The 22,347-nt window shown below is 55.3% G+C and carries 21 protein-coding genes and 2 tRNA genes; 6 read left to right on the top strand and 17 right to left on the bottom strand.

Features of this window, described 5'->3' with window-relative positions:
- The first annotated feature begins 9 nt into the window (after positions 1–9).
- The gene (locus FND52_RS13360; protein ID WP_125294267.1) at positions 10–312 is read left to right on the top strand and encodes a GIY-YIG nuclease family protein; all 303 of its coding nucleotides are present in this window, start codon (positions 10–12) and stop codon (positions 310–312) included.
- On the opposite strand, the gene FND52_RS13355 is transcribed toward FND52_RS13360, so the two are convergent.
- Positions 299–802 (bottom strand): GNAT family N-acetyltransferase, encoded by a 504-nt coding sequence (locus FND52_RS13355; protein ID WP_125294266.1) that lies wholly within the window; start codon positions 800–802, stop codon positions 299–301. The genes FND52_RS13360 and FND52_RS13355 overlap by 14 nt on opposite strands.
- Positions 796–1,320, bottom strand: coding sequence for a ubiquinone anaerobic biosynthesis accessory factor UbiT (ubiT, locus tag FND52_RS13350; protein ID WP_125294265.1), 525 nt, complete (start codon positions 1,318–1,320; stop codon positions 796–798). Before ubiT ends, FND52_RS13355 begins: the two co-directional genes overlap by 7 nt.
- A gap of 227 nt (positions 1,321–1,547) precedes the next feature.
- Between ubiT and ubiU the strand changes: the two genes are divergently transcribed.
- The 3 genes from ubiU (at position 1,548) to FND52_RS13335 (ending at position 4,564) form a co-directional block, all read left to right on the top strand.
- Positions 1,548–2,543, top strand: coding sequence for a ubiquinone anaerobic biosynthesis protein UbiU (ubiU, locus tag FND52_RS13345; protein WP_144131316.1), 996 nt, complete (start codon positions 1,548–1,550; stop codon positions 2,541–2,543).
- A 10-nt stretch (positions 2,544–2,553) separates the two neighbouring features.
- On the top strand, positions 2,554–3,432 hold the full coding sequence (locus FND52_RS13340) for a U32 family peptidase (protein WP_144131314.1): 879 nt from the start codon (positions 2,554–2,556) through the stop codon (positions 3,430–3,432).
- Between the two features lie 127 nt (positions 3,433–3,559).
- Complete coding sequence (locus FND52_RS13335; protein ID WP_125294262.1) at positions 3,560–4,564, top strand: luciferase-like monooxygenase; 1,005 nt, start codon at positions 3,560–3,562, stop codon at positions 4,562–4,564.
- 31 nt (positions 4,565–4,595) lie between these two features.
- Here the strand turns inward: FND52_RS13335 and mtr are convergent, their stop codons facing one another.
- From mtr to FND52_RS13260, 15 genes are all read right to left on the bottom strand, one after another.
- Positions 4,596–5,840 (bottom strand): tryptophan permease, encoded by a 1,245-nt coding sequence (gene mtr, locus FND52_RS13330; protein ID WP_144131312.1) that lies wholly within the window; start codon positions 5,838–5,840, stop codon positions 4,596–4,598.
- Between the two features lie 149 nt (positions 5,841–5,989).
- Complete coding sequence (locus FND52_RS13325) at positions 5,990–7,933, bottom strand: DEAD/DEAH family ATP-dependent RNA helicase (protein WP_125294260.1); 1,944 nt, start codon at positions 7,931–7,933, stop codon at positions 5,990–5,992.
- Positions 7,926–8,006: a protein YrbN gene (gene yrbN / locus FND52_RS13320; protein WP_121497548.1), complete on the bottom strand. Its 81-nt coding sequence runs from the start codon at positions 8,004–8,006 to the stop codon at positions 7,926–7,928. Before yrbN ends, FND52_RS13325 begins: the two co-directional genes overlap by 8 nt.
- 106 nt (positions 8,007–8,112) lie before the next feature.
- Positions 8,113–8,997 carry a lipoprotein NlpI gene (gene nlpI, locus FND52_RS13315; protein ID WP_144131310.1) on the bottom strand — a complete coding sequence of 295 codons (885 nt, stop codon included), beginning with the start codon at positions 8,995–8,997 and terminating at the stop codon, positions 8,113–8,115.
- A gap of 116 nt (positions 8,998–9,113) precedes the next feature.
- Positions 9,114–11,258, bottom strand: a complete 2,145-nt coding sequence (gene pnp, locus FND52_RS13310; protein ID WP_125294258.1) for a polyribonucleotide nucleotidyltransferase — start codon at positions 11,256–11,258, stop codon at positions 9,114–9,116.
- Positions 11,259–11,503: 245 nt separating this feature from the next.
- Entirely contained in the window at positions 11,504–11,773 is a 270-nt protein-coding gene (rpsO, locus tag FND52_RS13305) for a 30S ribosomal protein S15 (protein WP_002434239.1), read from the bottom strand.
- A 139-nt stretch (positions 11,774–11,912) separates the two neighbouring features.
- A complete protein-coding gene (gene truB / locus FND52_RS13300; RefSeq protein ID WP_144131308.1) occupies positions 11,913–12,857 on the bottom strand; it encodes a tRNA pseudouridine(55) synthase TruB in 945 nt (314 codons plus the stop codon).
- The gene (rbfA, locus tag FND52_RS13295) at positions 12,857–13,258 is read right to left on the bottom strand and encodes a 30S ribosome-binding factor RbfA (protein ID WP_125294256.1); all 402 of its coding nucleotides are present in this window, start codon (positions 13,256–13,258) and stop codon (positions 12,857–12,859) included. Before rbfA ends, truB begins: the two co-directional genes overlap by 1 nt.
- Before the next feature lie 67 nt (positions 13,259–13,325).
- Positions 13,326–16,040, bottom strand: a complete 2,715-nt coding sequence (gene infB / locus FND52_RS13290) for a translation initiation factor IF-2 (protein WP_125294255.1) — start codon at positions 16,038–16,040, stop codon at positions 13,326–13,328.
- A 24-nt stretch (positions 16,041–16,064) separates the two neighbouring features.
- Positions 16,065–17,552, bottom strand: coding sequence for a transcription termination factor NusA (gene nusA, locus FND52_RS13285; RefSeq protein ID WP_125294254.1), 1,488 nt, complete (start codon positions 17,550–17,552; stop codon positions 16,065–16,067).
- 26 nt (positions 17,553–17,578) lie between these two features.
- A complete protein-coding gene (gene rimP / locus FND52_RS13280; RefSeq protein WP_144131306.1) occupies positions 17,579–18,031 on the bottom strand; it encodes a ribosome maturation factor RimP in 453 nt (150 codons plus the stop codon).
- A 212-nt stretch (positions 18,032–18,243) separates the two neighbouring features.
- A tRNA-Met gene (locus FND52_RS13275) sits at positions 18,244–18,320 on the bottom strand.
- Positions 18,321–18,379: 59 nt separating this feature from the next.
- Positions 18,380–18,466, bottom strand: a tRNA-Leu gene (locus tag FND52_RS13270).
- Positions 18,467–18,510: 44 nt separating this feature from the next.
- On the bottom strand, positions 18,511–18,843 hold the full coding sequence (gene secG, locus FND52_RS13265; protein WP_125294252.1) for a preprotein translocase subunit SecG: 333 nt from the start codon (positions 18,841–18,843) through the stop codon (positions 18,511–18,513).
- Between the two features lie 161 nt (positions 18,844–19,004).
- A complete protein-coding gene (locus FND52_RS13260) occupies positions 19,005–19,907 on the bottom strand; it encodes a LysR family transcriptional regulator (RefSeq protein ID WP_125294251.1) in 903 nt (300 codons plus the stop codon).
- A 166-nt stretch (positions 19,908–20,073) separates the two neighbouring features.
- On the opposite strand from FND52_RS13260, the gene iadA reads away from it, so the two are divergent.
- Complete coding sequence (gene iadA / locus FND52_RS13255; protein WP_144131304.1) at positions 20,074–21,207, top strand: beta-aspartyl-peptidase; 1,134 nt, start codon at positions 20,074–20,076, stop codon at positions 21,205–21,207.
- Positions 21,208–21,217: 10 nt separating this feature from the next.
- Positions 21,218–22,347 (top strand): C4-dicarboxylate transporter DcuC (gene dcuC / locus FND52_RS13250; RefSeq protein ID WP_144131302.1); only part of this gene is annotated, 1,130 nt, incomplete at its 3' end.

Raw genomic sequence — 22,347 nt, 5'->3', positions numbered from 1 at the left:
ATACGCTTTATGAACTGCTGGTTTCTCTATTTGATTCGCACCGCCGACAATCGGCTCTATACCGGTGTCACTACCGATACCGCACGCCGTCTGCTTCAGCATCAGACCGGTAAAGGCGCGCGCTCGCTGCGGGGCAAAGGTGCGCTAACCCTGGTATTCGCTCAACAAGTTGGTGAGCGCTCACAAGCGCTGCGCATTGAATACCGTATTAAGCAGTTGCCGAAGCGGGAAAAGGAGCGACTGGTGGCGGGAGAAATCGCGCTGGCGGATCTGTTTCCAGATTTACCAGCGCCTGCGATTAGAAACGATTGAAGTGCTCGTGATATTCCACCAGACCGCTTACGCCCTTCATCGCATCGGGAGCCAGCGGATGGATCTGGAATGCCGCTTCCGTCCCCGGCCAGCGGCAGTGTAAATCGTAGTGCGCGGCCAGTTCAAAACCGAAACGGCCATACAGCGCCGGATCGCCCAGCGTTACCACGGCGGCGTAGCCAAATTCATTCAGGGAGTCGAGCCCTTCGTAAACCAGCTGGCGTGCCAGGCCCTGGCCACGCAGCGATTCTTCTACCGCCAGCGGCGCAAGGCCCACCCACTGGAGATCTTCACCCTGCACGCTTACCGGGCTGAACGCGACGTAGCCGACCACCTGACCTTCATCATCGGTAGCCACCAGCCCTAACGTCAACATGCCGTCTTCACGCAGATCGTGAATCAGATCCGCCTCGCCGCCGTCTTTAAACGTCCGGCGCAGCAGCGCGTCAATACCGGGGGCATCTATGGGTATTTCTACACGAATTAGCATGGTTCACCTACTGAGGTTGCTTTGGTCGACGGCTGGTCTTTCAGACCCGCTTCGACGAAGTCAGCCAGTTGCAGAAGCATGATGCGCAGCGGTTTCGGCATCGCCTCCAGCTCAATGGCATCCATCAGGTTTTTAACATACAAACCAAGTTCGGTATCGCCTTCAATAATCAACCGGCGCTGGAAGAATAGCGTATCCGGGTCCTGTTTGCGTGCGGCGATCATTAAAAGATCGCTGGCATCGGCGCTGAAACTGACGTCAGCCGGGGCATCTTCTTTGACCACCAGCCGGTCGTTTTCCACCGAAGTAAACCATCGCAGGCCGATATCCCGTACTTCAATGCATAACCAGCGCCCGTCAAGGAATTCAAGCTCTCCTTCTTCAAGCGCCTGACGGAACTGCCAGGCCAGCACCTGCTCAAGAACCTGTCGTTTCAGAGCAAAGGGCGCCAGCTTAACGGGCGTCCTCATCAGTGAGGGGCCAAGACGAACCAGGCGCGAACGCAGTTGATCTAACACGAGCTCTACTCCTTGATAACTATCGACCCATCATTGTGCCATATCGTTCCTGCGGCATAGCGGCGTAAATCAAGATTTTAAACGTTTTGATTACCTCTTTATTGGTTTCATCAATACGCGTTTAACTGCCTCAAATCAAATCTTGTCGCCGCCAGGTTAACTAAAATCGCCGTTCATTAACAATATGGCGACGATTTATGTCCGCCCCCTCACCTTCAGGAAAGTCTATGGAGTTGCTGTGTCCTGCCGGAAACTTGCCGGCACTGAAAGCGGCTATCGAAAACGGGGCTGATGCGGTTTATATCGGCCTGAAAGACGATACCAACGCCCGCCATTTTGCAGGCCTCAACTTTACTGATAAGAAACTTCAGGAAGCGGTGAATGTGGTCCATCAACACCGCCGCAAGCTGCATATTGCGATTAACACCTTTGCCCATCCCGATGGCTATCAGCGCTGGGAGCGCGCAGTGGACATGGCAGCGCAATCCGGAGCCGATGCCCTGATTCTGGCGGATATCGCGATGCTGGAGTACGCCGCCGAGCGCTATCCGCACGTGGAGCGCCACGTCTCGGTGCAGGCATCCGCCACCAATGAAGAGGCGATCCGTTTTTACCAGCGCAACTTTGATGTGGCGCGGGTTGTGCTGCCTCGCGTGCTGTCTATCCATCAGGTTAAGCAGTTGGCGCGCGTGACGCCGGTGCCGCTGGAAGTATTTGCCTTTGGTAGCCTGTGCATCATGGCGGAAGGCCGCTGCTATCTCTCTTCTTACCTGACCGGCGAATCGCCCAACACCGTCGGCGCGTGCTCACCAGCGCGTTTTGTGCGCTGGCAGCAGACGCCTCAGGGCCTGGAATCACGCCTCAATGACGTACTGATCGACCGCTATCAGGACGGGGAGAACGCGGGCTACCCGACGCTGTGTAAAGGGCGCTATCTGGTTGACGACCAGCGCTATCACGCCCTTGAAGAACCCACCAGCCTCAACACCCTGGAACTGCTGCCGGAGCTGCTGGCTGCCAATATCGCCTCGGTGAAAATCGAAGGCCGCCAGCGTAGCCCGGCATACGTTAGCCAGGTGGCGAAAGTGTGGCGGCAAGCCATCGACCGCTGCATGACGGATCCGCAACAGTTCCAGCCGCAGCAGGCTTGGATGGACACCCTCGGCGCGATGTCCGAAGGCACGCAAACCACGCTCGGCGCGTATCACCGCAAATGGCAGTAAAGGAACCACAATGAAATATTCATTAGGGCCAGTACTGTATTACTGGCCGAAAGCGACGCTGGAACAGTTTTATCAGGCAGCGGCCAACAGCCGCGCCGATATTATCTATCTTGGCGAGTCGGTGTGCAGCAAGCGCCGCGATACCAAAGTGGGCGACTGGCTGGAGATGGCGAAAACCGTCGCGGCCAGCGGCAAACAGGTCGTCATCTCCACCTTAGCGCTGGTACAGGCACCATCGGAGCTTAACGAGCTGAAGCGTTATGTGGAAAACGGCGAGTTTCTGATTGAGGCCAGCGATTTCGGCACCGTGAATATGGCCTGGGAACGCGGGTTGCCGTTTGTCGCCAGCCATGCGCTCAACTGCTATAACGCCGTCACGCTGCGCCGCCTGGCGAAACAGGGCATGATGCGCTGGTGTATGCCCGTGGAACTCTCCCGCGACTGGCTGGTGAATTTACTGACCCAGTGCGAAGATCTGGGCATTCGCCAGCAGTTCGAGGTGGAAGTGCTGAGCTACGGTCATCTGCCGCTGGCCTACTCCGCCCGCTGCTTTACCGCGCGATCAGAGGATCGGCCTAAAGATGAATGCGAAACCTGCTGCATCAAATACCCACATGGGCGGGTGATTCATTCCCAGGAAGGCCAGCAGGTGTTTGTGCTGAACGGTATCCAGACCATGAGCGGCTACGTCTACAATCTCGGCAACGAGTTAACCTCTATGCAGGGTCTGGTAGATGTAGTGCGGCTTTCTCCGATGGGCACGGACACCATCGACATGCTCAACGCCTTTCGTGCCAATGAGGCAGGCGCTGCGCCGCTGGCGCTGGAAGCCAACAGCGACTGCAACGGTTACTGGCGTCGTCTGGCGGGGCTTGAGCTGCAGGCCTAAAAAAAGCTCACTTTGTTAACAGCAATCAGCGGATTTTAATGCAGTATTAAAAGGTACAGCTTTCTGGCGCATGCGCGCCGGAGGCAGACCTTTAATCTGAAACAGTGCTGTGACAAAGTGAGCTGCTATGACCACGCAATCAACTGTACCTTTCTCTTTGCTTGACCTGGCCCCGATCCCGCAAGGGCTCAGCGCCCGGGACGCGTTCCATCATTCTCTGGATTTAGCCAAACTTGCCGAAGCGCGCGGCTATCACCGCTACTGGCTGGCTGAACATCACAATATGACCGGCATCGCCAGCGCGGCGACGTCGGTGCTGATCGGCTATCTTGCCGCGAATACCTCCACACTGCGCCTGGGCTCAGGCGGCGTGATGCTGCCCAACCACTCTCCGCTGGTGATTGCCGAACAGTTCGGCACTCTGGACGCGCTGTATCCTGGCCGCATTGAGCTGGGGCTGGGCCGCGCGCCGGGCAGCGATCAACGCACCATGATGGCGCTGCGCCGCCATATGAGCGGCGATATTGATAACTTCCCGCGCGATGTGAACGAGCTGGTGGAGTGGTTTGACGCGCGCGATCCGCACCCTGCCGTGCGTCCGGTGCCGGGCTACGGCGCGAAAATCCCGCTGTGGCTGTTAGGCTCCAGCCTGTATAGCGCACAGCTGGCGGCTCAGATGGGGCTGCCCTTCGCATTTGCCTCGCACTTCGCGCCGGATATGCTGTTCCAGGCGCTGCATCTGTATCGTACCCAGTTCAAACCGTCCGGGCGGCTGGAAAAACCGTACGCGCTGGTGTGCATCAATATCGTGGCAGCCGACAGCAATCGCGACGCGGAGTTTTTGTTTACCTCAATGCAGCAGGCGTTTGTGAAGCTGCGCCGCGGCGAGGCCGGACAGCTGCCGCCGCCGGTGGAAAGCATGGAGAGTATCTGGAGCCCGGCGGAGCAGTATGGCGTCCAGCAGGCGCTGGGCATGTCTCTGGTGGGCGATAAGGCTAAAGTGCGCCACGGCTTGCTGTCGATCCTGCGGGAAACCGAGGCCGATGAAATCATGGTTAACGGGCAGATTTTCGATCATCAGGCCCGTCTCCACTCCTTCGATTTAGCGATGCAGGTTCGCGAATCGTTGTAACAGAGCGCCCTCCACATCGGAGGGCGTTTTTTTATTGATAAACTGGCAGCAGGTTCGCCGTCGATAACAGATGCACCAGCGCATTACCGATGCCGAAAACCAGGATCAGCACAATCATCGGCGTCCCGCCCCAGACGCGAAACAGCGGGCTGCCGAAGCGCTTACGCGACGCCCTGGCCAACAGCGCAGGTACAATTGCAGCCCAGATAGTCGCAGCCAGCCCGGCATAGCCGATAGCGTACAAAAATCCGTTCGGCCACAGCATGCCGCCCGCAATCGGCGGCACAAAGGTTAACAGCACGGTTTTGAAACGCCCCAGCGCGGAATCATCGAAGCCGAATAAATCCGCCAGGTAGTCAAACAGACCCAGGGTGACGCCGAGGAACGAGCTGGCGACCGCAAAGTTAGAGAAGATGATTAACAGCAGGTCGAGCGTCTTACTGTTGAGCACGCCCGCCAGCGCCTGGACCAGCACATCAATATTGCCGCCTTTTTGGGCAATCTCAATAAACGCCGGACGCGGGATATTCCCCATGGTCGCCAGCAGCCAGACGGTATACAGCGCCAGCGCAATCAGCGTTCCCCACACAATGCAGCGCACAATGGTGCGCGGATCTTTGCCGTAATACTTCATCAGGCTCGGCACGTTGCCGTGATAGCCAAATGACGCCAGGCAGAATGGCAGCGTCATCAACAAATACGGCAGGTAGGATGGCTGAGGCTCCGCAACGTTAAACAGCGTGGCAGGCTCAACGTGGCCCAACAGGCTGCCGAAAGTCAGGAAGAACGTAATCACCTTCGCGCCCAGCACAATCGCCGTCATCCTGCTCACCGCACGGGTGCTAAGCCAGACCACAAACGCCACGATCAACGCGAAGATCAGTCCCGCCAGCCGGGGAGAAAACGACAGCGACATTTCCGACAGCGTGTGATGCAGTATCGAGCCGCTCGCCGAGATATAGGCGTAGGTCAGGATATACAGTACAAAGGCGATGGAGAGGCCGTTGATCCACGTCCAGTTTTTGCCGAGCAGATCTTTAGTCATGGTATCGAAGCTGGCACCGGGCGCGTAGTTGAGGTTTGCTTCGAGGATCATTAAGCCGGAATGGAGCATGCAGAACCAGGTAACCCCTAACGCCGCCAGTGACCAGAAAAACCACGCGCCTGACATCACGACCGGCAGAGAGAACATTCCTGCGCCGATGATGGTGCCGGCAATAATAACAATGCCGCCCAGAATGGAGGGCGAGACGCTGGTGGTGGAGAGGGTTGCCATGTTATGTCCTGTATTAACGATCGGATCCGGAAAGCGGATGCGTCATTGTACCAGTACACGAGTACAATCCAGATAAAAAAAGTCCCAATCATTTTGATCGGGACTGTTTATTAAACTTTACAGTTTGTAAAGCGTAAGGCGTTCAGACCTTATGCGTCGCCGAAACGACGGCGGGACGGTGCAGCGCCATCTTCACGACGCGGGCCACGGCCACCTTCACGACGCTCGCCGCTGAAGCTACGGCCTGCGCCGCCTTCACGACGTTCACCGCTGAAACGACGACCTTCGCTACGACCGCCTTCACGACGCTCGCCACCGAAACCGCCACGGCCAGCACCAGCGCCGCCGCCACGACGTTCACCACCGCGATCCGGACGCGGTTGCGCGTCGCCCAGCAGCTGCATATTCATCGGTTTGTTGAGAATACGCGTGCGGGTGAAGTGTTGCAGAACTTCGCCCGGCATGCCTTTCGGCAGCTCAATGGTGGAGTGGGACGCAAACAGCTTAATGTTACCGATGTAACGGCTGCTGATGTCGCCTTCGTTAGCAATCGCGCCAACGATATGACGAACTTCAACGCCATCATCACGGCCCACTTCAATGCGATACAGCTCCATGTCGCCAACGTCACGACGCTCACGACGCGGACGATCTTCACCCTCGCGCTGAGGACGGTCGCTACGCGGACCACGATCGTTACGATCGCCGCGACGCTCGAAACGATCGTCACGCTCACGGAACTCACGACGCGGACGCATCGGCGCATCCGGCGGCAGGATCAGCGGACGTTCGCCCTGCGCCATTTTCAGCAGCGCGGCAGCCAGGGTTTCGATGTCCAGCTCTTCGTCTTCTGCGGTCGGCTGGATTTTCGCCAGCAGAGCGCGGTACTGATCCAGATCGCTGCTTTCCAACTGCTGCTGTACTTTAGCGGCGAATTTCTCCAGGCGGCGTTTGCCCAGCAGTTCTGCGTTCGGCAGTTCTACTTCCGGAATGGTCAGCTTCATGGTGCGTTCGATGTTGCGCAGCAGACGACGCTCGCGGTTCTCAACGAACAGCAGCGCGCGGCCAGCACGACCCGCACGACCGGTACGGCCAATACGGTGAACGTAGGATTCTGAATCCATCGGGATATCGTAGTTAACGACCAGGCTGATACGCTCAACGTCCAGGCCACGGGCCGCAACGTCGGTGGCGATCAGGATGTCCAGACGACCATCTTTCAGGCGTTCCAGGGTCTGCTCACGCAGCGCCTGGTTCATGTCACCGTTCAGCGCGGCGCTGTTGTAACCGCTGCGCTCCAGCGCTTCGGCTACTTCCAGGGTCGCGTTTTTGGTGCGCACGAAAATAATCGCCGCGTCAAAATCTTCCGCTTCCAGGAAACGCACCAGCGCTTCGTTTTTACGCATGCCGTATACAGTCCAGTAGCTCTGGCTGATGTCCGGGCGAGTGGTCACGCTGGACTGAATGCGCACTTCCTGCGGCTCTTTCATAAAGCGGCGGGTAATGCGGCGAATCGCTTCCGGCATGGTAGCGGAGAACAGGGCGGTCTGATGACCTTCCGGGATCTGCGCCATGATGGTTTCAACGTCTTCGATGAAGCCCATACGCAGCATTTCATCCGCTTCGTCCAGTACCAGACCGCTCAGGTTGGACAGGTTCAGCGTACCGCGTTTTAAATGGTCAAGCAGGCGACCTGGAGTACCCACAACAATCTGTGGGCCCTGACGCAGGGCGCGCAGCTGCACGTCATAACGCTGGCCACCGTAAAGGGCTACCACGTTTACGCCATGCATATGTTTAGAGAAGTCCGTCATTGCTTCAGCAACCTGAACCGCCAGTTCGCGGGTCGGGGCCAGCACCAGGATTTGCGGCGCTTTCAATTCAGGATCAAGGTTGTTCAGCAGCGGTAATGAGAACGCTGCGGTTTTGCCGCTGCCTGTCTGGGCCATACCCAGAACATCGCGGCCACCAAGCAGGTGCGGAATACACTCGGCCTGGATTGGAGATGGCTTTTCGTAACCCAGATCGTTAAGGGCTTCAAGGATAGGAGTCTTCAGCCCCAGATCAGAAAAAGTGGTTTCGAATTCAGTCATGTAGTACGTGTGCCTCAAGATAAATGGCGGCCAGTCTACATAACTCATCATGAAAAAGATCTGCAATTTTCATTGAAAAGTGTGAACCGGCTCAAATTTGGTTGATTGACGAACAAAAACGCCCTCACCCGCTAAGGTGATGACTTTAAAAAAGTTTTGGGCTGATAGATGTCCGTCAGCTATTGCTGGTCCGATTCTGCCAGGTCTTCTTGCTCCTGGCCCAAGAGTGCTAGTTCCAACAATGCGTAACGGTGTTCAACGTAGTTATGTACGTTGTTAGCTACCGCTAACTTGAACAGTGCCGTAGCGCTGTCCGTATCCCCCAGACTTAGGTAGTACTTACCTAAATAGAAGTTGGTTTCACTGAGATGCTCAGCGAGCGAGGTGTTATCCGTTGCGTCCGCCTTGAGCCGATCCATTAACGTTGCTTCGTTAATGTTGCCCAGGTAGAACTCGACAATGTTCCATCCCCATTGCTCTTTATCCGATTTGTCTAAGCGTTGTTGTAACGACGCTTTGGCCTGTTTCTCATCCAGTTTGCGTTCAGCAATATAGAGCCACAGACTACGGAAAGGATCATTGGGATCGTCTTGATAAAACGCCAGCAGATCATCTTGCGCTAACTGGTAACGTCCGCCGTAATAGAGGGCGATACCGCGGTTTAAATGCGCGTAGTTGTAAGTTGGTTCAAGCTCAAGTACAGAATCAAACGCTTCATAGGCAGCATCAAAATTGCCTGCCTGCGTTAAATAAATGCCTAAGTAATTGAATACTTCAGGCATATCGGGGCGGATAGCCAGCGCTTGTGAAAAATCATTTCGCGCCAGTGCCCGCAAACCAAGACTATCATACAACACTCCGCGCTCATATAAAAGCTGAGCGCGTTCATCATCGGTTAAAGCCCGACTGGCAAGAATTTGTTCCATGCGAGCCAGAATGACTTCTTGCTGTAAAGTCGGTTGCAATGGTACCGCGAGGACTTCACTCTTACGCCAGGCAGAGTTGCTGCATCCTGCCAGCGTGAGAGCTGTCGCAACGAAACACCAGCGCAAAAAAGGCTTCATTTCCCACTCCCGAAGACAACAATTGGATGAACGTCCTGTTCCCCGGTTGCAAACCCGGCTTCCAGCCCGGTATCAAAGAGCTCTCCATGCGAACATGGAGAGCCTAATGGCAACCCTTATTCAGCTTGCGGTGCTGCCGGAGCTTCCGGTGCGGCCGCCGGCTGAGACGGCTCGGCTGCTTCTTTAATGCTTAAACGGATACGGCCCTGGCGATCCACTTCCAGAACTTTGACCGGCACTTCCTGATTCATCTGCAGATAATCAGTTACTTTCTCAACGCGCTTGTCAGCGATTTGGGAAATGTGTACCAGGCCTTCTTTGCCGCCACCAATGGCAACAAACGCACCGAAGTCAACGATACGGGTGACTTTACCGTTATAAACGCGACCCACTTCGATTTCAGCGGTGATCTCTTCGATACGGCGAATAGCGTGTTTGGCTTTTTCACCGTCGGTAGCCGCGATTTTCACGGTGCCGTCATCTTCAATTTCGATGGTGGTGCCGGTTTCTTCGGTCAGCGCACGGATCACAGAACCGCCCTTACCGATCACGTCTTTGATCTTGTCCGGGTTGATCTTGATGGTGTGGATACGCGGAGCGAATTCGGAGATGTCGCCACGCGGTGCGTTGATAGCCTGTTCCATTACGCTCAGGATGTGCAGACGCGCGCCCTTAGCCTGGTTCAGTGCCACCTGCATGATTTCGCGGGTGATGCCTTCGATTTTGATATCCATCTGCAGCGCGGAGATACCTTCACGGCTACCGGCTACTTTAAAGTCCATGTCGCCCAGGTGATCTTCATCACCCAAAATGTCGGACAGCACCACGAAGTTGTCGCCTTCTTTCACCAGACCCATTGCGATACCCGCAACGGCGGCTTTGATCGGCACGCCCGCGTCCATCAGCGCCAGAGATGCGCCACACACGGAAGCCATGGAAGAAGAACCGTTGGATTCGGTGATTTCCGACACCACGCGAACGGTGTACGGGAAGCGCTCTGCATCCGGCATAACTGCCATCACGCCGCGTTTCGCCAGGCGACCGTGGCCGATTTCACGACGCTTCGGCGAGCCCACCATCCCGGTTTCACCCACGGAGTACGGAGGGAAGTTGTAGTGGAACAGGAAGTTGTCAGTACGTTCGCCCATCAGCTCGTCCAGGTTCTGCGCATCGCGTGCGGTCCCCAGCGTTGCGGTAACCAGTGCCTGCGTTTCGCCACGGGTGAACAGTGCCGAACCGTGAGTACGCGGCAGTACGCCGGTACGAACGTCCAGACCACGGATCATGTCTTTTTCACGGCCATCAATACGCGGCTCACCACGCAGAACGCGGCTACGTACTACGTTTTTCTCGATAGCGTGCAGAATGTCGTTCAGCTCGTTTTCATCCAGCGCGTCGCCTTCAGCCTGTTCAGCCTGCAGCGCAGCGATGACGTCGGATTTAATCGCGTCGATCTGGGAATAACGTTCTTGTTTGTCGGTGATGCGGTAAGCGTCGCTCAGACGCGTTTCAGCCAGCGCAGCAACGCGGCTGTTCAGCGCGTCGTTAGCGGCTTCCGGCTGCCAGTCCCAACGCGGTTTGCCCGCTTCGGCGACCAGGGCGTTGATGTTTTCGATAACAACCTGCTGTTGATCGTGGCCAAACACTACTGCGCCCAGCATCTGGTCTTCGCTCAGCAGTTCAGCTTCGGATTCAACCATCAGTACAGCGCCTTCGGTACCGGCAACCACCAGATCCAGCTTGCTGTTTTTCAGCTCGTCAGCCGTCGGGTTCAGCACGTACTGGTCGTTGATATAGCCAACGCGTGCAGCGCCGATTGGGCCGTTGAACGGAATACCAGACAGGCTCAGGGCCGCGGATGCGCCAATCATTGCCACGATGTCCGGGTGAACCTGCGGGTTCACGGAAACCACGGTCGCGATGACCTGAACTTCGTTAACGAAGCCTTCCGGGAACAGCGGACGAACCGGACGGTCAATCAGGCGCGCGATCAGGGTTTCGCCTTCGCTCGGGCGGCCTTCACGACGGAAGAAGCTACCCGGGATACGGCCAGCAGCGTAGGTACGCTCTTGATAGTTAACGGTCAGCGGGAAGAAATCCTGACCCGGTTTGGCTTTTTTCTGACCCACAACGGTCACGAATACTGCGGTGTCGTCCATGCTTACCATCACTGCGGCGGTAGCCTGGCGCGCCATCATACCGGTCTCTAACGTGACGGTATGTTGACCATATTGAAATTTACGAACGATCGGATTAAGCAAAATAATACCCTTTCTTAATGAATGACAGCACACCGCTGCGGCGTGCTGTTGAGTATTGACCTTCTTTGCATCCTCGCGACTAATGACAATCCTAACCCCGTCGCGGAGTCAAGCCTCTCATTAGCCGCGCGAACCTCTGCACAAGAAGATCCCTTCAGGCAACAATACAGTAGTTTACTATTGAATTCTGCCATCTGGTTGAAAAAAGGGGCCGTAAAGGCCCCCTTTTCTGAAACTCGCAAGAATTAGCGACGCAGGCCCAGACGTTCGATCAGGCTGGTGTAACGTGCTACATCTTTACGTTTCAGGTAGTCGAGCAGTTTACGACGCTGAGAAACCATGCGCAGCAGACCACGACGGCTGTGGTGATCTTTTTTGTGCTCTGCAAAGTGACCTTGCAGGTGGTTAATCTGAGCAGTCAGCAGAGCAACCTGAACTTCGGTAGAACCGCTGTCGTTAGTACCACGACCGAACTCAGAAACGATTTTAGCTTTAGCTTCAACGCTTAGAGACATTTTCAACTCCAAATTATAGATAAAAAAGAGGGTGCCGATCTCTAATTCAGCCACCCGAGATACCTGCCGGCGTTAAAATAACGACTGGCAGCGTATTTAGCCGCAATATTCTACCTGTCACAGCAGCTTATCGCAAACGTTAGTCGTGGTATTCCACCACCAGACGACGGGGCGCGACGCGTCCCTCGTCATCAATTTCACCCATGCCGATAAACTTCTGTTCATCGCCTTCGGTTACGCGCACCAGGCCGTGCAGCGGCACGTCTGCAACGCGTACCGGCTGGCCATTTTTAAAATAGCCCGCAGTCACAGGTGGAATATTCACCACCGGGAAATCCGAAGCCGGACTGTCCATCGGCATTAACAGCGGGTCAAGAACTACCGACAAATCAACGCCTTCTTCATCCGCCTGAGCGCGCAGCGCAGTCAGCTGCTCCAGCGTCACCATGCGTTCGACAGGGTATTTACTCACCGCAAGCCGACGCAGATAGCTAACATGCGCGCCGCAGCCGAGCTTTTCACCCAGATCGTCAATGATGGTGCGGATATAAGTGCCCTTGGAGCAGTGAACTTCCAGCTCCAGTTCCAGCCCTTCATGACGAATAAACAGCAGCTCATAAACGGTGATCGGACGCGCTTCACGCGGCACCACAATCCCCTGACGCGCATACTCGTACAGCGGTTTGCCCTGATACTTTAGCGCCGAGAACATGGTCGGGACCTGTTGGGTCTCACCACGGAAACTCTCCAGTGCGCTTTCCAGCTCCTGCGCAGAAAACGTTACCGGTCTTTCCTCGACGATATTGCCGTCGGCGTCCGAGGTATCGGTGCGCTGCCCGAGCCGCGCAATCACGCGATAACGCTTATCGGAATCAAGCAAATATTGGGAAAACTTTGTTGCCTCGCCAAGGCAAATCGGCAACATACCGGTCGCCAGCGGATCCAGCGCGCCGGTATGCCCTGCCCGGTTGGCATTGTAGAGGCGTTTAACTTTTTGCAGCGCGTCGTTGGACGAGAGCCCGCCGGGCTTATCCAGCAACAACACGCCATGCACATCGCGACCGCGACGACGAGGACGACTCATCAGTCCTCCTTGCTGTCGTCCGGGTTGACGCGGCGCGCTTCGTCGTCCTTGATGACATTACTCACCAGGTTCGACATGCGCATCCCTTCTACCAGTGAGTTGTCATAGAAGAAGGTTAATTCCGGCACAATACGCAGACGCATTGCTTTACCCAGCAGCGAACGGATAAAACCGGACGCTTCCTGAAGCGCTTTAATGCCCGCTTTGATGGCGTCTTCGTCTTTATCGTTCAAAAACGTGACGAACACCTTCGCATAGGCCAGATCGCGGGACATTTCCACGCCGGATACGGTGGTCATCAGACCTAAACGCGGGTCTTTGATTTCGCGCTGCAGGATAATGGCAATTTCTTTTTGCATTTCCTGAGCCACCCGCTGCGGGCGACCAAATTCTTTCGCCATAGTAAAATCTCCAGACAAATCGGGGGGCACTCGGCCCCCCTAAAATTAAGCAGTCACATCAGCCCGATTAAGCGATGGTACGTTTAATCTCAATGACTTCGAACACTTCGATCATATCGCCAACGCGAACGTCGTTGTAGTTCTTCACGCCGATACCACATTCCATGCCGTTACGGACTTCGTTAACGTCATCTTTGAAGCGGCGCAGGGATTCCAGCTCGCCTTCATAGATAACCACGTTGTCGCGCAGTACGCGGATTGGGTTGTGACGTTTAATCGTGCCTTCGGTAACCATACAGCCCGCGATCGCACCGAATTTCGGTGATTTAAACACATCACGTACTTCAGCCAGACCGATGATCTGCTGTTTCAGTTCCGGAGACAGCATGCCGCTCATCGCCGCTTTCACTTCATCAATCAGATGATAGATGACGGAGTAGTAGCGCAGATCCAGGCTTTCCGCTTCGATAACGCGGCGGGCAGAGGCATCGGCACGCACGTTGAAGCCAACCAGAATCGCGTTGGACGCGGTAGCCAGCGTCGCATCGGTCTCGGTGATACCACCCACGCCGGAGCCGACAATCTTCACCTTCACTTCGTCGGTGGAGAGTTTCAGCAGCGAGTCGGAGATGGCTTCCACAGAACCCTGAACGTCGGCTTTCAGCACGATGTTCACTTCGGACACTTCGCCTTCGGTCATGTTGGCGAACATGTTTTCCAGTTTAGATTTCTGCTGGCGAGCCAGTTTCACTTCACGGAATTTACCCTGACGATACAGAGCCACTTCACGCGCTTTCTTCTCGTCACGTACCACGGTCACTTCATCACCCGCAGCCGGAACACCGGACAGGCCGAGGATCTCAACCGGGATAGACGGACCCGCTTCGGTCACTTCGCGACCCAGTTCGTCACGCATCGCACGCACACGGCCATATTCGAAGCCGCACAGCACGATATCGCCTTTGTTCAGCGTACCTTCGCGAACCAGAACGGTGGCAACCGGGCCACGGCCTTTGTCCAGGAAGGATTCGATAACCACGCCGCTTGCCATACCTTTGCGGACGGCTTTCAGTTCGAGAACTTCAGCCTGCAGCAGGATGGCATCCAGCAGGTCGTCAATACCGGTACCGGCTTTCGCGGATACGTGAATGAACTGGCTCTCGCCGCCCCACTCTTCCGGCATGATACCGTACTGGGACAGTTCGTTCTTCACGCGATCCGGATCGGCTTCTGGCTTATCGATTTTGTTCACGGCAACCACCACCGGCACCTGCGCCGCTTTCGCGTGCTGGATAGCTTCGATAGTCTGCGGCATCACGCCGTCGTCAGCCGCCACAACCAGAACCACGATATCCGTTGCCTGAGCACCACGTGCACGCATCGCGGTAAACGCGGCGTGGCCCGGGGTATCCAGGAAGGTGATCATGCCATTGTCGGTTTCCACGTGGTAAGCACCGATGTGCTGGGTAATACCACCCGCTTCGCCGGAGGCCACTTTGGTTGAACGAATATAGTCGAGCAGCGAGGTTTTACCGTGGTCAACGTGACCCATGATGGTCACGACCGGCGCGCGCGCTTCGGCTGCGGCACCCGTATCACGGTCGCTCATTACCGCTTCTTCCAGCTCGTTTTCACGACGCAGGATAACTTTGTGGCCCATCTCTTCGGCAACCAGCTGTGCGGTTTCCTGGTCGATGACCTGGTTGATGGTGGCCATTGCGCCCAGTTTCATCATCGCTTTGATAACCTGAGAGCCTTTCACCGCCATCTTGTTAGCCAGTTCGCCAACGGTGATGGTTTCACCGATCACAACGTCGCGGTTAACGGCCTGAGCTGGCTTATTAAAGCCCTGCTGCAGTGCGCTGCCTTTACGCTGTCTTCCGCCTTTTCCGCCACGAACAGCCGCACGGGCTTCTTCACGATCGGCTTTAGATTCGGCGTGTTTGTTGCCTTTTTTCTGACGGGCAACTTTAGGCGTGTTACGCCCACGGCCACGGCCGCCTTCTACTTCGCGATCGCTGTCATCTTCAGCCTGACGAGCGTGCTGAGACGTGGTGACGTGGTAATCACTCTTGTCTTCTTCTACGGTTTCAGTGCTGGTCCAGCCCGCAGCGTTTTCTTCAGCCATACGGCGTGCTTCTTCAGCGACACGGCGAGCGTTTTCTTCGAGTTTACGACGCGCTTCTTCTTCAGCCTTACGCTTCAGCTCATTGGCTTCTGCTTCACGGCGGGCTTTTTCAGCCTGAGCGGCCTTGGTTGCTTCGTCAGTTTGTTGATTGCTCACTTTACTATTTTCCGCAGCTTCGCGTTTAGCCTGGTCTGCAAGCTCACGTTTAGCCTTTTCGTCTGCGTCGCGTTTGGCTTTCTCTTGCGCTTCACGCTTCGCTTTTTCCTGAGCCTCGCGCTTTGCAGCTTCCTCTGCTTCACGTTGGGCCTGCTCTTCCGCTTCACGCTGCGCTTGCTCTTCCGCGGCGAGGCGTTCTGCCTCAGCCGGATCACGTTTTACAAAGGTGCGTTTCTTGCGGACTTCGATCTGTACCGATTTGCTCTTACCACCGGTACCTTGAATGCTTAAAGTACTGCGCGTTTTGCGCTGTAATGTCAACTTATCCGGTGCCGAACCATGTTCACGGTTCAGGTGCGCCAGTAAAGTTTGTTTCTCTTGTGCCGTCACAGAGTCTTCAGCGGACTTGGGGATCCCTGCATCAGCGAATTGCTGTACCAGGCGGTCCACCGAGGTCTGAATCTCTGCGGCCAGCGCTTTTACGGTTACATCAGTCATGCTGTTCCTTCCTGCTACAGTTTATTACGCTTCGTCACCAAACCAACAGATATTACGCGCGGCCATGATCAGCTCACCGGCTTTCTCATCCGTCAACTCTTCAATATCTGAAAGGTCATCAACGCCTTGTTCGGCGAGGTCTTCCAGCGTACAAACCCCACGAGCAGCCAGCTTCCAGGCAAGAGCGCGATCCATGCCTTCAAGGGCTAACAGATCTTCACTCGGCTTCTTGTCGCCGAGGCTTTCTTCCTGAGCCAACGCCAGCGTCGTGAGTGCGTTTTTGGCACGTTCGCGCAATGCTTCAACGGTCGCTTCATCCAGCCCGTCGATTTCAAGCAGCTCTTTCATTGGCACGTAAGCCAGTTCCTCAAGAGTCGAGAAACCTTCTTCAACCAGAATCGTGGCGAAATCTTCATCAATATCAAGATGTTTGGTGAAGGTATCAATCGCCGCATGCGCTTCGGCCTGATGCTTCGCTTGCAGGTCTTCAACGGTCATCACGTTGAGTTCCCAACCGCTTAACTGCGAAGCAAGACGCACGTTCTGGCCGTTACGACCGATCGCCTGCGCCAGGTTGCCAGCCTCAACGGCGATATCCATGGTGTGTTTATCTTCATCCACCACGATAGACGCCACATCGGCTGGTGCCATGGCGTTGATCACGAACTGCGCCGGGTTATCGTCCCACAGAACGATGTCGATACGCTCGCCGCCCAGTTCGGTAGACACCGCCTGAACGCGCGCGCCACGCATCCCAACACAAGCGCCAACCGGGTCGATACGCTTATCGTTGGTTTTCACCGCGATTTTGGCACGGGAACCTGGATCGCGAGCGGCTGCTTTAATTTCAATGACTTCTTCGCCAATTTCCGGCACTTCGATGCGGAACAGTTCGATCAGCATTTCCGGTTTGGAACGGGTCACGAACAGCTGCGCGCCGCGCGCTTCAGGGCGTACAGAGTACAGCACGCCGCGAATGCGGTCGCCCGGACGGAAGTTTTCACGCGGCAGCATGTCTTCACGGAGAATAACGGCTTCAGCGTTGCTTCCCAGATCGAGGCTGATGTTGTCGCGGTTCACTTTCTTCACCACGCCGGTAATGATATCGCCTTCGTGCTCGCGGAACTGATCGACCACCATCGCGCGCTCGGCTTCACGCACTTTTTGTACGATAACCTGCTTCGCGGTCTGGGTGGTGATACGGTCAAAAGTGACCGATTCAATCTGATCTTCTACATAGTCGCCGACGTTGAAGTTCGGATCTTCGTACTGCGCCGCTTCTAATGTGATTTCACGGGTCGGCTGAGTGACTTCTTCCACCACCATCCAGCGACGGAAGGTATCAAAATCACCGCTTTTACGATCGATGCTGACACGCACGTCGATCTCTTGTTCGTATTTTTTCTTGGTTGCCGTGGCCAGGGCACTTTCCAGCGCTTCGAAAATCTTCTCGCGCGGAACCGCTTTTTCGTTAGAAACAGCTTCAACAACAGCCAAAATTTCTTTGTTCATCCTGGGCTTCGCCTCAATCCAGACTGTTAAAAATGGGGAACCAGATTCGCTTTCTGAATGTTGCTCAGCGCGAACACTTCGTCTTTGCCCTCAACCGTTACGGTGATCATTTCGCCTTCAACGGCTTTGATGACACCCTGCCATTTACGGCGGTTCTGAACCGCCATACGCAGCACTACCGTGACTTCTTCACCGAGAAAACGCGTGTAATGCTCAGCGGAGAACAGCGGACGGTCGAGACCTGGCGAGGACACTTCCAGGTTATATGCCACAGTGATCGGATCTTCGACGTCGAGTACAGCACTCACCTGGTGGCTAACATCAGCACAATCGTCAACATTGATGCCATCTTCACTATCAATATAGATGCGCAGCGTCGATGTGCGACCACGAAGAAACTCGATGCCGACAAGTTCATAGCCCAGTGCTTCAACCGGCGCTGTAATCATCTCTGTTAATTTTTGCTCTAATGTGGACAAGCCCACCCCCAAGACATAAAAAAAGGGCATAAAGCCCAGTTATTATTAACTCAGATAACAAAAAACCCCGATAAATCGGGGCTTTTAATAACTGAACCCTGTAAGCCGCTTGCGCGACCCGGACACTTCCGAGAGAATTTTCTTTCAAATTTCATAGTGTAAAGCGTCAACCGCTATTCACAGTCTATTTGAAAAAAAACTTTCAGGGAAAGTGGTTGCGGGGGCCGGATTTGAACCGACGACCTTCGGGTTATGAGCCCGACGAGCTACCAGGCTGCTCCACCCCGCGTCCGAAAACGTGGCAAATACTACGCCTAAAACGTCTAAAATGCAAGTTTTGCTTAGATTTGGTACCGAGGACGGGACTTGAACCCGTAAGCCCAATCGGGCACTACCACCTCAAGGTAGCGTGTCTACCAATTCCACCACCTCGGCACTTTGTGTACGGCTTCGTCGATAACCGTACTGAAGCTGACAACTTACTGCGGGATATCGCTGGTCGGTTTAGCCGGCGCTGCGTCCTGAACTTTCTCAGTCTGAGCTGGTGCGTTCAGGTTATCCCACTCGCTTCCTTTATTGGTTTTGTTGCTATTGATATTACCCAGAGCCAGGCTGATGATGAAGAACAGCGTCGCCAGAATAGCCGTCATGCGGGTCATGAAGTTACCAGAACCACTTGAACCAAACAGCGTGGCGGAAGCGCCTGCTCCAAAGGAGGCTCCCATATCAGCGCCTTTACCTTGTTGCAGCATGATCAGACCTACCAGGCCAATGGCTACAATAAGGAAAACTACTAAAAGAGCTTCGTACATAATCAACCTGTTCCTTGCGGGTTAACCGCATACCAATTGCTTCACCAAGTAAAGTGGGAGGCGTTTGTCATTCCCCACTGAAGCGGGTGTGAATACTAACCAAAGCCAGGGTGGCGCGCAAGACCATTTTCACCATCCTGGCGCGTTTGCAGAAAAAAACATCAACCATGTGACTTTCGGGACAATTTCTCCCAACACAGGCTAAGAATTGGGCGATTCTCCTGGCGCTGGCACCAAATCACAATCGCGATTTCGCGCTGCCGGGAGGCATTGTCCGGCCAGAGTTGCACCAGTTCGCCGCTGGCCAGCTGTTCCGCAATGGTGGATTCCGGTAGCCACGCCAGCCCCATCCCACGCAGCACCATTTCGCGAATGCTTTCGCTTAATCCGCTTTCAAAAACTGGCTTAAGCCGGGCGGCAACCTGCTTTTCAGCGGGGGCGATAATTTGCTGTACAAACGTGTAATCACTGTAGCGCAGCCAGGGTATAGGGCTGTGCTCATCGTCAACCAGCGGCATCAAATGCGCGGCCATCACCGGAATAAAACGTTCGTAGCGCCAGACCGTGCGCTTCAGCTGTTCTGCCGTTTCCAGCGAGGGCTGGGCCTGCAGTAAATCGTAAGTGATCAGCAAATCGATCTGGCGATTCAGCAAGGCGTTAAAGTGATTATCGATACCCTGCATACAGGCATTCACCGTAAAGCGGGCTTCAGGATAGGTACGATGCAGGTAATTAATCATGTCTGGCAGCACATTAATCGACAGGGTATGCAGGCTCACCATCACAATAGTGTTATCGGTCTGCGGCAGCATACAGGATAACTCGTGCTGCGCCTCCTTCAGCGCAGAAACTACTTGCCGGGCATAAGGCTCAAAGCGCTCGCCGTAGCGCGTGAGCGTTACGGGCGTGGTGGTTCTGTCAAACAGCGGCGCGCCCAGCGTCTCTTCCAGCGCCTTAACCCGGCGGCTGAATGCCGGTTGGGTAACACACCGCTCACGGGCGGCAAGTGAAAAGTTGCCGTGCCGACTCAGGCTTAAGAAATCTTCCAGCCATTTACTGTCCATGTGTTTCGCCCTGCTATGCCGTTTCGGTATCACCCGATACTAAATCCGCAATAGCCACACAAAAAGTAAAACTTTACCTTTTAGTGCAGCGGCACCGATTTCATTTACCCCCTTTATAAGCCGCCACGCTTTACCTCCCCTTTCTTACACACATAGCAGGCTTGATATGTTTACGTTACTGACCAATGCCAGGGTTTTTGCACCAAAGGATTTGGGTAGACAGTCCGTCTTACTGTACGGCGATAAGATTGTCAGTATTAGCGATACCTGCCCCACGCTCCCTTTCCCTGTGGCCACGCACGACTGTAAAGGAAAATGGCTGGTTCCCGGCTTTATCGATCAGCACGTCCATTTGACCGGCGGTGGTGGCGAGGCGGGGTTTGCCAGCAGAACGCCAGCGTGCAGTCTCACTCGCCTGATTTCCGCAGGCATTACCACCGTGGTAGGCGTGCTGGGCACCGATGGCATTTCGCGTTCACCGAAAGATCTGTATGCCAAAATGCAGGCGCTCAATCTGGAAGGGATCCGGGCATTTATGCATACCGGCTCCTATGAGTTGCCTACCCGCACTATCACCGGCAATGTGCGGGACGATATTGCATTTATTCCTGCCATTCTCGGCGTCAAAATCGCCCTTGCCGATCATCGCGGCTCTTTCCCAACGGTGCAGGAATTGCTGCGGCTGGTGAGTGATATTCGCGTCGCGGCGTTGCTGGCAGGGAAAAAAGGCCTGCTGCATATTCATCTCGGCGGATTACCTGAAGGCTTTGACGCGCTGAATGCACTATGCGATGCCGGATTACCCATTCACCATCTCTCGCCGACCCACGTGGCCCGCACCGCACCGCTGTTTGAGCAGGCGATCGCTTTCGCCCGGCGCGGCGGCATGATCGACGTCACGTCAGGCGGCAGCCGCTATGCGCCGCAGGAAGAGGCGATTGTTCATGCGCTGGAATCCGGCGTCGCGCCGAACTGCATCACCATCAGTTCCGATGGCAACGGCAGCGTGCCGCGCTTCAACGCCAACGGCGTGGTGGAGGGCCTTTCCGCTGCGCCGGTCGACGGCAATATTCAACTCTTGCCGCGGCTTGTTGACGCTGGTATTCCGGTAGAGCAGGCGCTGGCGATGCTAACGTCGAACGTGGCCAACTCTTTAAGCATTAGCGGCGGACGCATCGCCGTGGGCGAGCGCGCCGATCTCTGCGTACTGAACGATGATCTGACGCTTCATCAGACTTACGCCGCCGGACAGCTTATGTTCGCGTCCGGCGAGTGTCTGGTACGCGGCAATTTTGAATGAGGGCCAGGCCATGTCATTACTGATAGCACTTATCGCCGTGATTTTTGCCGGTCGGCTGATCCTTAAAAAATATAATCCTCAGGCGGTGTTGCTGTTAACCGGCCTGGCGCTGCTGTTTATCGCCCAGATTTTCAACATGTCGGATATCAGCGGGCTGGTGAAGAAAACTACCGGGGTCAGCGCCTTTGATGCGTTTGAGTTTATTCGCGATACCCTGAGCGTACGCCTTGGCGGGCTGGGACTGCAAATCATGCTGATTGGCGGGTTCGCAGTGTATATGTCTGCCATCGGTGCCAGCCAGGTACTGGTGCGTCTCACCTCTCGCCCGCTACAAAAACTCAACTCGCCCTATCTGCTGCTGGGGCTGGCCTTGATCCTCGGCCAGTTTTTATCGCTGTTTATCAGCAGCGCAACCGGGCTGGGCCTGTTGCTTATGGCGACGCTTTACCCATTATTGACGCGCCTGGGCTGTAGCCGAGCCGCTGTTGCAGCGGTGATCGCCAGCACCTGCGCCGTGGAATTTGGCCCCGGCTCCGGTAACTCGGTGCTGGCCGCTAAAACCGCAGGCGTAGAAGTAGTGGAATATTTTGTGCGCGACCAGTTGCCGGTGGTAGTCCCGGTGGTGCTGTTTATCGCCGTGTTGCACATTGTGGTGCAGCGCTTTTTTGATAAGCGCCAGCGGGAAGAAACCGCACCACAGTCAGATGTGACGCTGAATGAAAATGAAGGCCCGCAAGCGCCGATTTTTTATATGTTCCTGCCGATGCTGCCACTGGTGCTGATGCTGTTGTGCAGTAGCCTGGCGTTTAGTCAGCTGCGCATTACGCTGGATACGGCGGTTCTGATTAGCGTCTTTATCAGTCTGTTTTGTGAGTACTTACGTCATCGTAACGCGCGCGACGTGATGGCCGGTTTACAGCGGGTATTCGACAGCATGGGCAGCGTGTTTGCCACCGTGGTTACGTTGATTATCGCCGGTGAAGTGTTCTCCGCCGGGCTAAAAGCCACCGGCGCGGTGGATGCGCTGCTGAATATGTCCAGCGAGTTTGGGCTCAGCGCAGCGTCGATCATTCTGCTGATGACGCTAATCACCTTCTCTATTTCTGCGCTGATGGGTTCGGGCAATGCGGCGTTTTTCTC

The sequence above is a fragment of the Atlantibacter subterraneus genome, from assembly GCF_007570865.1.
Taxonomy (GTDB): Bacteria; Pseudomonadota; Gammaproteobacteria; order Enterobacterales; family Enterobacteriaceae; genus Atlantibacter; species Atlantibacter subterraneus.
This window is presented reverse-complemented; position numbering and strand designations above follow the sequence as displayed.